The organism is Paenibacillus sp. YN15 (assembly GCF_003285005.1).
Classification (GTDB): Bacteria; Bacillota; Bacilli; order Paenibacillales; family NBRC-103111; genus Paenibacillus_AR.
In genome coordinates this window covers 38329-49406 of the sequence record NZ_QMFA01000051.1, presented here as the reverse complement: position 1 = coordinate 49406, position 11078 = coordinate 38329, and the positions used below count along the sequence as shown (strand labels likewise).

12 protein-coding genes are annotated in these 11078 nt (G+C 50.5%); 5 read left to right on the top strand and 7 right to left on the bottom strand.

Annotation, left to right across the window (positions count from 1 at the left end; translation table 11 throughout):
• Positions 1 to 59 precede the first annotated feature (59 nt).
• Both DQG13_RS27150 and DQG13_RS30590 read right to left on the bottom strand, forming a co-directional pair.
• Positions 60 to 563: a hypothetical protein gene (locus tag DQG13_RS27150; protein ID WP_113023314.1), complete on the bottom strand. Its 504-nt coding sequence runs from the start codon at positions 561 to 563 to the stop codon at positions 60 to 62.
• Positions 564 to 585: 22 nt separating this feature from the next.
• Positions 586 to 1320: a hypothetical protein gene (locus tag DQG13_RS30590; RefSeq protein WP_146767214.1), complete on the bottom strand. Its 735-nt coding sequence runs from the start codon at positions 1318 to 1320 to the stop codon at positions 586 to 588.
• A 264-nt stretch (positions 1321 to 1584) separates the two neighbouring features.
• On the opposite strand from DQG13_RS30590, the gene DQG13_RS27145 reads away from it, so the two are divergent.
• Positions 1585 to 2043 carry a hypothetical protein gene (locus DQG13_RS27145; RefSeq protein ID WP_113023313.1) on the top strand — a complete coding sequence of 153 codons (459 nt, stop codon included), beginning with the start codon at positions 1585 to 1587 and terminating at the stop codon, positions 2041 to 2043.
• Positions 2044 to 2339: 296 nt separating this feature from the next.
• Here DQG13_RS27145 and DQG13_RS27140 read toward each other — a convergent pair whose 3' ends face one another.
• From DQG13_RS27140 to DQG13_RS27125, 4 genes are all read right to left on the bottom strand, one after another.
• Positions 2340 to 2660, bottom strand: coding sequence for a hypothetical protein (locus DQG13_RS27140; protein ID WP_113023312.1), 321 nt, complete (start codon positions 2658 to 2660; stop codon positions 2340 to 2342).
• Positions 2661 to 2782: 122 nt separating this feature from the next.
• Positions 2783 to 4612: a glutamine--fructose-6-phosphate transaminase (isomerizing) gene (glmS, locus tag DQG13_RS27135; RefSeq protein WP_113023311.1), complete on the bottom strand. Its 1830-nt coding sequence runs from the start codon at positions 4610 to 4612 to the stop codon at positions 2783 to 2785.
• Between the two features lie 331 nt (positions 4613 to 4943).
• Entirely contained in the window at positions 4944 to 5132 is a 189-nt protein-coding gene (locus DQG13_RS27130) for a hypothetical protein (protein WP_113023310.1), read from the bottom strand.
• Between the two features lie 191 nt (positions 5133 to 5323).
• The gene (locus tag DQG13_RS27125; RefSeq protein WP_181593025.1) at positions 5324 to 6229 is read right to left on the bottom strand and encodes a helix-turn-helix domain-containing protein; all 906 of its coding nucleotides are present in this window, start codon (positions 6227 to 6229) and stop codon (positions 5324 to 5326) included.
• Between the two features lie 174 nt (positions 6230 to 6403).
• Here DQG13_RS27125 and DQG13_RS27120 point away from each other — a divergent pair, with 174 nt between their 5' ends.
• From DQG13_RS27120 to DQG13_RS27105, 4 genes are all read left to right on the top strand, one after another.
• Positions 6404 to 7777 carry a mandelate racemase/muconate lactonizing enzyme family protein gene (locus tag DQG13_RS27120; RefSeq protein WP_113023308.1) on the top strand — a complete coding sequence of 458 codons (1374 nt, stop codon included), beginning with the start codon at positions 6404 to 6406 and terminating at the stop codon, positions 7775 to 7777.
• 5 nt (positions 7778 to 7782) lie between these two features.
• Entirely contained in the window at positions 7783 to 8511 is a 729-nt protein-coding gene (locus DQG13_RS27115; RefSeq protein ID WP_220094451.1) for an SDR family NAD(P)-dependent oxidoreductase, read from the top strand.
• A 14-nt stretch (positions 8512 to 8525) separates the two neighbouring features.
• Complete coding sequence (locus DQG13_RS27110) at positions 8526 to 9428, top strand: RraA family protein (RefSeq protein WP_113023307.1); 903 nt, start codon at positions 8526 to 8528, stop codon at positions 9426 to 9428.
• Positions 9429 to 9504: 76 nt separating this feature from the next.
• On the top strand, positions 9505 to 10830 hold the full coding sequence (locus DQG13_RS27105; RefSeq protein ID WP_113023306.1) for an endo-1,4-beta-xylanase: 1326 nt from the start codon (positions 9505 to 9507) through the stop codon (positions 10828 to 10830).
• A gap of 83 nt (positions 10831 to 10913) precedes the next feature.
• On the opposite strand, the gene DQG13_RS31025 is transcribed toward DQG13_RS27105, so the two are convergent.
• Positions 10914 to 11075, bottom strand: a complete 162-nt coding sequence (locus tag DQG13_RS31025; protein ID WP_181593024.1) for a hypothetical protein — start codon at positions 11073 to 11075, stop codon at positions 10914 to 10916.
• Positions 11076 to 11078 lie beyond the last annotated feature (3 nt).

Genomic DNA, 11078 nt, shown 5'->3' with positions numbered 1-11078 from the left:
TGCCCGAATGCACTACGCGTGTGCCCATTTAGGGGGCGTTCATGCTAAATTCGCAACACTCAAGTAAATAATATTTCTCCAGTATCAGCATCAATTATTACATTTTTTTCATGTAATATTATATGCTGTATTTTGCTGCCTTGAGCTCTCCCTCCCATTGATGGGAAGTTTAAACCCTTCAAAGTAACAATATAAACAGGAGTATTGTTCAGATAACCTTCTTCCTTCAGCTTTTGGTTTTTTGACTTTGCTGCTTCGGAAAACTCATGAAAGTTACTATATGTCATTAATTGATATTCTACAGCTATATTTGAAGGATCAGGTTTTAAAGCGTCGCAATACTTTAATGCCAAGTTAATAGCTTCCTCTTCAGAAATCTTTGACTTAGTATCGGGAGTTTTAAGAATTATATTATTTTGGGTCAAAAACACTTGGTTTTGTTTTGTTTTTATTGTTGATTCAACATTACTAGGTTCATTTGTAGCTGAGATTGTTATAGGCAATGCGATTGAAAGGGCAACTGTTGTAAATAAAGTGAGTAAAGCTATCTTTGACTTTTTCATTTTTTAGCCTCCCTGTAAAGAATTAGTATCTCCATGAGTACCAAGTAGAATCTGAAGACCAGGATGATGTGTCTATTGAAGTTCCTGTACCTTCGTTTATAAAGTTGCTAGATGGGATGTTTGGCTTTTTCCAAATCCATTTAGAGGTATCACTTGCACTTGCACTACCGTCCCAATATTGAACATTTGCAAATTTCAATTTACTGCTAGATGTTCCAAACCATACCGGCGAATCATCATATGTCTCATTATAATACTGAGTACTGTTCGGAGATATGGTAACTGATGTACCAGCAAAAAAGACAGTGCTTCCACTTCTGTAGCCTTTCCAGGTTCCACTTTCTTTAACTACAGAAAAGGTTTGCGTAGATGATGTTGACGGTCCTGTTAAGCCCGTTATTTCACTGTATTGACTTCCAGGAGGATTTGCAGGATTAACAACTACAAAAAAGTAATGGGGATTTACACTTGTTACAGAAGGCTCACTTGCAAATCCCATTTGTGCGAGGGCTCCGTTACTTGAATTAACTACAGCAACCCATACTGTCGACATCTGTCCGGAAATTGCATATGGAAAAGTACTCGGGGTTGTTATAGTTGCTCTAGCTCCTTGTACATATTGAATTGGACTTGTCGAGTAATTACTGCTTGTCCCGCCTAAAAAAATTGAATTTCCATAAGCAAAAGCTGAGGTGGGGGATAGCATGAGTAACAAAGCAAAGGCTAAAATAGTGTGAATATGCAACATTTTTTTCACCAAAATCCCTCCATTTACATAAATTTACTTTACGAACTTATATTATTCTCTTAGTGTTTTATTTACAATAAGCAGAAAGACTTATACAAATTCCTACATGATTTATTTGTTTATGACATATTTAGATGTTATTGAACTTCATGCGCTACATGTCCTAATTATAATCAAAAAAAGTGGTATATTTTCTGGTCTTAAAAGGATGAATGATTTTATATTATGAATATTTGGATAAAATAATTAAAGCTTGATTGGAGGGTAAATTACATGCAAAAACTTGTATGTGTGCACACGGTGATCTTATTCATTACTGTTATGACTGCTTGTAATAGTGCATCTCAGTTGGTAAAGGTTGAGGAAATCACATCAATCCAGATTGTTAGAAATATGCCTGGGGAGCATGGGGTTTTTTACAAGGATAATGACGAAATTGGGAATTTGAAAATCAAAAAATTTGTCAGGTGTATTAATTCTTCAATACCTATCTCAGGGTCAACGGAATTTGGAAAATATCCTATGATTATTAAGGTAGAAATGAAAGATGGAAAAGTGATTATTGTTTCACAAGCTTATACTTGGACCCATAAAACACTTACTAACGGAAACGTTTTTTCATCTGCAGTCCCAAAAAAGGATGAAGTAATTATAAGTTATGGTACAGCGAGGTTACGGGCAAAATCTCCAGAACTTTATGAATGGCTTAAAGATGCAGGACTGGGCAAATAAACTGACAATTTACTATATAAAATGACTTAAGTGTTGCAAACTTTGCTGTCGAGTCAACAAGCCTAGAGTCGTCAACTTAGAAGCTTCGTCAAATCGTAACAGAAAAGAAGAACATCAAACCTTTAGAGAGAAATTGCTGTTTACCAGATCATAATTTCCAAGATAAAGGAGATGTTCCCATGCAAACGCCTCATTAAAACCTTGCAAACAACAGCTCGAATCTAAAAATAGGGCTTACTACCTCAATGAGTTAACTACTGGTCTTATATACTCCTGAGTGACTTCTTGGAAATATCTCAACATAAAAACACCAGCCGCTTCTTCCTTGTCAAATCTGCAATACGAAAACTTACCTTTAAACCTGAATGTGCAGGATGAACTTTTGAATTGAACGTCAAAAATTCAGTCTCAGAGAATATTTCCCCTAAGACTCTTTCCTTTATCTGTATTTCGCCTAAACCAATAATGACTGGAAATTTAAGGGTCTGAAAAACATTACGTAAAATACTGAGACGCTTTCGAGCATCTTCTGAATAGTTAGTATTTTCATCATTGAACACACGCTTATATTGTTTTCCTTCCCGCGGCAGAAAAAAAGGCATGAAAAAGCCGAGCACATGTCAGGAAATACTCCTGGGTTGCTCGGCTTTGATATGAGTTTTAATTGCTCAATACGAGTTTAATTTGCTGACATACGAGTTTATTTGCATTGCACATTTAGGACAACGAACAACTCCCCTTACTCCACCGTCACGCTCTTCGCCAAATTGCGCGGCTTATCCACGTCGTGGCCCAGGGCCAGGGAGGCGTAGTAGGCCAACAGCTGCAGCGGCACCACGGAGAGAGCCGGGGTCAGCAGGCTGACGGTCCGCGGGATGCTGAACACCTGATCCACGGCTTTGGGCAGCTCCTCGTGGCCTTCTTGGCCGAGGCCCAGAACGTGGGCGCCGCGGGCTTTTACTTCCTTGACGTTGCTGACGGTTTTCTCGAAGAGATCCTCCTGCACCGCCAGGGCGATGACCGGAACACCCTCTTCGATCAAGGCCAGGGTGCCATGCTTCAGCTCGCCGGCCGGATAGGCTTCGGAGTGGATATAGGAAATTTCCTTCAGCTTCAGGGAACCTTCCAGAGCAACGGCATAATCCACGCCGCGGCCGATGAAGAACAGGTCCTGGTGCTTGGCGATCTCTTCAGCATATACCTTGATTTCATCGCCCCGGGCCAGAATGCTTTCCACCTGCTCCGGCAGCTTCTTCATGGCGGCGATGGTTTCGGCAATGGCCGACGCCGGTTGGGTGCCCAGGGTTTGCGCCAGGTACAGAGAGAACAGGGAGAAGGCGATCAACTGGGACGTATACGCCTTGGTGGAGGCCACAGCGATTTCCGGACCGGCCCAGGTGACAATGACGCTGTCCGCTTCGCGGGCTACCGAGCTGCCTACCACATTGGTGATAGCCAGAACATGGGCGCCGCAGCGTTTGGCTTCGCGCAGCGCGGCCAGGGTGTCGGCGGTTTCGCCGGACTGGCTGACCACAATCACCAGAGTGTCCTTGGTGATAATGGGGCTGCGGTAGCGGTATTCGGAGGCCACATCGGTTTCCACCGGAATGCGGGCCAACTGCTCGATCATATTTTTGCCGACCAGACCTGCATGATACGCGGTGCCGCAAGCTACGATATGAATCCGGCTGATGGACTTGATCTGCTCGGCAGTGAGCTTCAATTCAGGCAGCAGAATGGCGGTGCCCTCGTCGTTCAGACGGGCTCCCATAGTATCCCGGTAAGCCTTCGGCTGCTCATGAATTTCCTTCAGCATGAAGTGGTCGAAGCCGGCTTTTTCTGCGGTAGTAATATCCCAATCGACATGGAATAATTCCCGGGAAATAAAATTTCCTTCAATTGTCATTAATTCGACGCCGTCTTTTGTCAACAGAGCCATTTCCCCGTCGTTTAAAATATAGACGTTCCGGGTATGCTCCAGAATAGCCGGGATGTCGGAGCCGATGAAGTTTTCGCCTTCGCCCACTCCGATAATCAGCGGGCTGGCCAGACGTACAGCCACCAGCTTATCCGGCTCATATTCAGTCAGTACACCCAGGGCAAAAGCGCCGCGCATCCGGGATACTGCCTTTTGCACAGCCTTTACAATGTCGCCTTCATAAACGGAAGCGATCAGATGGGCGATTACCTCTGTATCCGTTTCGGACACAAATTGCGCACCGGCTGCAATCAGCTCATCCTTCAATGCCATGTAATTTTCAATAATGCCGTTATGCACCACGGAAAACTTGTGGGCGTTGTCCGTATGGGGGTGGGAGTTCACGTCGGAGGGTTTGCCGTGGGTGGCCCAGCGGGTATGCCCGATGCCGATGGAGCCGTGCAGGGGTTTTTCGCCCAGCGCGGATTCCAGGACTGCCAGACGGCCCTTGGTCTTGCGGACCTCCAGCCCGTTCTGGGTAAATACGGCCACACCTGCGGAGTCATAACCCCGATACTCCAGCTTCTTCAGGCCCTCGATCAGAATATCCTGGGAATCCCGTTTACCCACATATCCTACAATACCGCACATATATAATTCCTCCAGTTGTTTTAAGTTTTCATAAGAGCAGAACTGAACAGGCCTCCCGGAAGCTTTTTTTTCGAGAAAAAAAGACATGGAGGCTTTCCCTATAAGCTTGCTAATGGCCAAACAGGCAGACTTATAGCGTCATTTCTCATTCCCGTTTTTGACAATGCGAAACCAGGGTTCTCACGATGGTTTTTTCGCGCATGTGAAACATTATGAATCATGGCAACGCTATATGGCACATCCGTATCGTCACGGACGGCAAGATCAATACATAAAGCATCCTGCTGGAATCTTGTGCGGCCGGTTGCCCGCGCCGATTTGCCTTCCAGCTTCACGGCCTGGATGCGTACTTGCTCAAGACCGGAAGGTCCCCGCCGAAAAATCCGAACACCTTCACCTCGTCAGCTTGCGCCGGCTCCGGCCAATTGGAAGCTTGCTCTTTGCCCTGGCGAATCCGGCCAACCGCGGCGCCACAGCCGCCGGTTCCCTGCCGTTCCCGCCCTCTTGCCGGGCAAATCACTCCGATTCCCCTGCCCTCACCGCGCCCCAAGCTCTGGCGCTTAGTCGTGCAACAACCCCTACCCCCGCTTTCCTGCTGAAATGACATATACCCATCTTATTCATTTTCATACCCGGTTGCAACTACTATTTCACGGTGCAAGCCCTTTCAGCCCAGCCCTTTTTCATTCTATGTATCTTAGCCTGCAAGCATCAGTCGTAATAGGAGTCCCCCATGGCGGAAAATCTGCCTTGCCTGACTTCCGAGGGAGTTTTTCCCGTGTGCAGCTTAAACGCCCTGTTGAAATTGGCCGTATTATTGAAGCCGCACTCCGCGGCCAGCTCCAGCATGGTGCATTCCTCCCCCTTGCGCAGCCACTCCACCGCTTTTTCCACCCGCTTGGCCGTCATATACTCCCATGCCGTAACCCCGTTCAGCTTCTTGAAGACCGCGCAAAAATACGTTTTGCTCATATTGGCCGCCTGCGCCAAATCCTGAAGGGTAATCGGCTCCGACAAATGCCGGTCTATCATATCTATGGCTTTTTCAACAGCGGCAAAATTGTTTTTGTATCCGAAATCCTCCGTTTCATCATCCTTCACATAGTCGAAATGGCGGATCAGATGCACCAGAATCGTCAGCAGCTGAACCTTGACCATCAATCTGTGCTCCGCGGGTTTATGGAAAAACTCCACCTCCATATCCTCCAGCAGCTTGCCGACCACCCGGGTATGGGGATTGTCCCGGTCCAGCCGGTTCTCGAAATTTTTGCTGCGCTGAAAGAAGATTTTCAGGTAGTTGGCGTCGAACAAATCATTGCCGTTGGACCAGATAAAACGGGGTTCAAAGTGAATATTCATCAGCGACATATCGCCCCGGATGTCGGTAATGCAGTGCACCTCATTGCTGCTGAACAGAAATACGTCCCCGCTCCGGATATCATACTCCTTGTCCAGGGTCCGGTAGATTCCCTGTCCGGATTTGAAGAGGACAATTTCAAACGGGAGATGCTTATGCATCCGGAAAGGCCGGGACCCCGGGGATGGATGCACATTGAACAGTTTCAGCAAAAACGGTCCTTTGCCTGAAGAAGGAATAAGCGCCTCTTGAACCTCCATCGCTATCACCTGCAGAATCATAATATTTTTGACAAAACAAGCAACATACTTGATGACGCAATCCGGTGTTCGGAAGTACAGTTTAAGTGTACCAAATGCAGATGCGGCTTGAACAGCCGATAATTTGCAGCCCCAACAATTTGCTTCCGCTGCAGAAGCCGCAAGGAGGAATTTATGACCGAGAATAATATGTTTGAGGCGGCTTCAGGCCGGGTCAACACCTGCTCCGCCCCTTCCCAGCTGAAAATTACCGATATCCGGGTTGCCCATATTGACGGCGCGCCGAAGCATTGTCCGCTGATCAAGATTTACACCAACCAGGGGCTGGTGGGATTGGGCGAGGTGCGGGATGCGTCCAGCGCCACCTACGCGCTGATGCTGAAAAGCCGGCTGGTGGGAGAGAACCCGCTGAACGTGGACAAATTGTTTCGCCGGATTCGCCAATTCGGCGGCCATTCCCGCCAGGGCGGCGGTGTGTCCGGAATCGAGATCGCCCTATGGGACTTGGTGGGCAAAGCATACGGCGTTCCGCTCTACCAGCTCCTGGGGGGAAAGTTCCGGGACCTGGTGCGGGTGTATTGCGATACGGACGTGGACGGCAAACACACCGGAACCGTTATGGGCAACATGCTGAAAAAGAGGATGGAGCAAGGCTTTACCTTTCTGAAGATGGATTTGGGCATCGAATTGCTTCTGGACGAACCCGGCTGTCTGAATGCTCCGGCCGGTATGCTGGAGGATATCAAAACCTATTCGGCCAAGGCCGTCAGCCATCAAAAAGGCTCCGTCGATTTCGACATGATGATGGGCAAAAACTACGAGGTATTCACCATCCCCCATCATGCCACCGGCATTCATATCACCGAAAAAGGGCTGGACTACCTGGAGCAGTACCTGAAGGAGGTCCGGGAGGTCATCGGGTATGAAATCCCGCTGGCCATCGACCACTTTGGCCATGTGAGCATTGAGGACTGCATCCGTTTTGCCAAGCGGGCCGAGAAATACAATATCGCCTGGATGGAGGATGTGGCTCCGTGGCAATATACCCGCCATTATGCCAAGCTTGCCTCTGCGACAACGATTCCCGTATGTACGGGAGAGGATATTTATTTGCACAGCAGCTTCGAGGAGCTGATGGCCTGCGGCGGCGTGCAGGTGGTGCATCCGGACATTCTGACCATCGGCGGCGCCATGGAAATGAAGAAGCTGGGCGACATGTGCGATAAATATGGTGTGGCCATGGCCATTCATATGGCGGAAAGCCCCATCGCCTGCATGGCGGCTGTTCATTGCGCAGCGGCTGTCCAGAATATTCTGGCGGTGGAATTCCACTCCACGGAGGTGCCGTGGTGGAATGATCTGGCGGTGGGCATCGCCAATCCGCTGATTGTGGACGGCTTCATCCAGGTTCCGGACGCTCCGGGCCTGGGCATTGAAAGCCTCAACGAGGAATTGATCGCCCGGCATATGCACAGCCGCTATCCCGGCCAATGGGAGCCGACAACCCAATGGGATCAGGAATGGGCTAATGACAGAACATGGAGCTGATGAAAATGTTTAACCTGACAGGCAAGACCGCCTTGGTGACAGGCTCTACCCAGGGGATCGGCAAGGCGATTGCCGCCGCCCTCGCCGGGCAAGGAGCCCGCGTCATTGTCCACGGGGCCGGAGACCTGAACAAATGCAAGCAAGCGGCGGCGGATATCCCCGGGGCGTCCTGCGCCATTGCCAATCTTGCGGAAGCGGACAGCGCCGCCAGGCTGCACGGCCAGACGGGAGATGTAGACATTCTCGTGCTGAATGCCAGCGTCCAATTCCGGCGGCCATGGAATGAAATCACCGATGAAGAGTTCGACGCCCAAATCCAGGTAAATCTGAAGGCCTCCCTGGACTTGATCCGCGCCTACGAGCCGTACATGTCCAAGCAGGGCTGGGGACGGATTCTGGTCATCGGCAGTGTGCAGCAGCACCGTCCGCATCCCCGGATGCTGATGTATGCCGCAACCAAGGAGGCGCAGATGAGCATTGTCAAAAATCTGGCCAAACAGCTGGCCTCCCGCGGCATAACGGTAAACTGCCTTTCTCCCGGCGTCATCGCCACGCCGCGCAACGAGGAGGCGCTTCAGAACGGGGCCTACGTGGAGCAGCTGTTGAACGGCATACCGGCCCGGCGGATTGGAACAGCGGAGGATTGCGCCGGCGCAGCGCTATTGCTGTGCTCAGAGGAAGGAAGATATATTACGGGAATTGAGCTTTTGGCAGACGGCGGAATGCACTTGTAGAGAGGGGTTGGCCCATGCGATTTAATGCGAAAGAAGAGATTATGTCCATAACCGGGCAATGGAAGGGGCCGCGGCTGGAGGACGGGAGGCCATATGTGGCCCAGCATTATCTGGATGCGCTGCGGAGCATGACCCTGGAGGAGGTATGGAAGCCCATCTTTACCAAGGGCTACGAAAACCAGTTTGAGGGCAGGCTGAAAACCCTGCACAACGACGGGCGAAAGCTGATTGGACGAGCGGTAACCTGCACCTTTTGCCCAACCCGTCCCGATCTTCACGAAACAGCGCTGGCGGCGGGCAGGGCGGAAGGAAGAAACGGCAACTACAACCAGTGGGTCATCGACACGCTTGTTGAGGGCGATGTGGTGGTGGCGGATATGTATGATAAGATTTACAAGGGCACCTTTCTTGGCGGAAATCTGACCACTGCCATTGCCACCCGGACCAAAACCGGCGGCGGCGTCATCTGGGGCGGCATCCGGGATGTGGAGCAGATGGAGCAGGTGGAGGGCGTCCAGGTGTATTACCGGGGAATCGATCCCACCCCCATCCGGGATTTTATCATGACCGGCTTCAATACGCCCGCCCGGATCGGCAATGCCGTTTGTCTGCCCGGCGATGTGGTGTTCGGGGCTGGAGGCGGCGTATTGTTTATCCCCAGCCACCTGGTTGCAGAGGTGGTGGACGGTGCGGCCAAAACCCATGTAAAGGACATCTTCGGCTTTGAGATGATCTCGCAGAATGTCTTCACCACAGCTCAAATCGACCGCAATATCTGGACAACGGATATGCTGGATAAGCTGCTCCGCTTTATTCAGGAAGATCCCCGGGGCGCGGAATACCGCAGCCTGGACTGGTCCGAGGAATACAAGCTGGCAAACAGCGGGGACGCCGACGATACCCAAACCGCCCTGTAGCCGGGGGTGGCCTGGACCGGGGCGGAGGGTGGAAATGCCGGATTACACTATATAAGGCGAAAAGAGGCGGGTTACGGTGAACAAGGATGCTATTCTCAGGCAGTTCAGGGAACAGAAGGAGCTTATGGAGGACCGGATATACCACGGGATCGAATCCCACCGGAAAGGATATTTCAAGATCAATCTGACCGATGAGAAGGGAGCGCCGGTGAAAGGGGCACAGGTATCCATCCGGCAGAAAACCCATGATTTCAAGTTTGGCTGCAATATTTTCAAGCTGAAATGCTTCCCCTCCCAGGAAGAAAACCTGCTCTATGAGGAGCGGTTCAAAAAGCTGTTTAATCTTGCCACAGCCCCCTTCTACTGGGACGCCTTCGAGCCGGAGCAGGGTCGTATGAGGTTTGAGAAAAACAGCTCCTTCATTGACAGGCGCATCCCGCCGGAGCTTGTTTTGGAGTTCTGCCGGGAGAACCAGATTGAAGTGAAAGGACATCCCGTCTTCTGGCAGGTTATGCTGCCGGATTGGCTGCCGAATGATTATGAGGAGCTGAAGCCCTGTCTGATCGACAGAATCCGGGCCATCGCCCAGCGGTATGACGGCGTGATCAAAACCTTCGACTGTGTCAATGAGGTAACCTCTGTCCCCATGCTCGACTATGAGCCCCGGCTTCAGGATACCCACTACCGGAATTTTAAACCGCTGAGCGGTGAATATGTCGACTGGATCTGGCGGGAAACGGAGCATTGCTTCAGGAAGAGTCGTCTGGTATTGAATGAAACCACCGCCCCTTGGGGGGCCGGATTTAAGAAGGAAGTGTCCCATTTTTATTTGCTGGCTGAAAATCTGATCAGAAAAGGCAGAAAAGTGGATATTATCGGCCTGCAATATCACAATTTCAACAAGCCGGAGGAAATGGCGGCGCTGGCGGAGCATGAATACAATCCCAAGCACCTGTACAAGGTGATGGACTGTTACGCCAAATTGGGACGCCCTCTCTCCGTTTCGGAAATTACGGTGCCGGGCTACGATGACGGGGTTCAGGCGGAGGCACTGAGGAATCTGTACCGAATTTGGTTCAGCCATCCGGGCATGGAGTCCATTGTCTACTGGAATTTGGGCGACAATTGCGCCATAGCAGGCGGCGGAGGCTGGGCGGAGGACCAGTACAGAAGCGGATTAATCAGAAGCGATTTTTCCGCAAAACCCTCCTTCCAAGCGCTGGATGAGTTGATCAATAAGGAATGGAGGACCAATCTGGACCTGAGCACAGAAGAGGACCATCTGTATTTCAAAGCCTTTTTCGGCCATTATGAGATCCGGGTTCTCCGCAACGGCCAGGAGGTCGTCCGCGATCTGCATTTGAGCAAATCCGGCTTCGATGAATTCTCTTTTGTCCTGTAACGCTTAAAGCAAGGCTCCAACAGGGAAAGCCGCCACACCGGGTGACGGCTTTCTTTTTCGTGCCCGCAGCTTCTGCCGCCCCGTCAAATTATGCCGCTGCCGGCCGGCATGCAGGAGCGGTGGAGCAGAGGCTGGTTCATCAGCTCATGGGGAGGCCACATCCAGGCGGGCATCGCCAACAGCTCCCGCCCTTCCTCCACTGCCGATTTCAGAATCTCTTCCACTTCCCGCTGAAGATCCTTCATTGC

What these genes read in the sequence shown, in the direction of transcription:
- DQG13_RS27115 (WP_220094451.1), top strand. Translation starts at nt 7,783, where the DNA reads ATGTTTAACCTGACAGGCAAGACCGCCTTGGTGACAGGCTCTACCCAG.
- DQG13_RS27125 (WP_181593025.1), bottom strand. Translation starts at nt 6,229, where the DNA reads ATGGAGGTTCAAGAGGCGCTTATTCCTTCTTCAGGCAAAGGACCGTTT.
- DQG13_RS27120 (WP_113023308.1), top strand. Translation starts at nt 6,404, where the DNA reads ATGACCGAGAATAATATGTTTGAGGCGGCTTCAGGCCGGGTCAACACC.
- DQG13_RS27145 (WP_113023313.1), top strand. Translation starts at nt 1,585, where the DNA reads ATGCAAAAACTTGTATGTGTGCACACGGTGATCTTATTCATTACTGTT.
- DQG13_RS27150 (WP_113023314.1), bottom strand. Translation starts at nt 563, where the DNA reads ATGAAAAAGTCAAAGATAGCTTTACTCACTTTATTTACAACAGTTGCC.
- DQG13_RS27110 (WP_113023307.1), top strand. Translation starts at nt 8,526, where the DNA reads ATGCGATTTAATGCGAAAGAAGAGATTATGTCCATAACCGGGCAATGG.
- glmS (WP_113023311.1), bottom strand. Translation starts at nt 4,612, where the DNA reads ATGTGCGGTATTGTAGGATATGTGGGTAAACGGGATTCCCAGGATATT.
- DQG13_RS31025 (WP_181593024.1), bottom strand. Translation starts at nt 11,075, where the DNA reads ATGAAGGATCTTCAGCGGGAAGTGGAAGAGATTCTGAAATCGGCAGTG.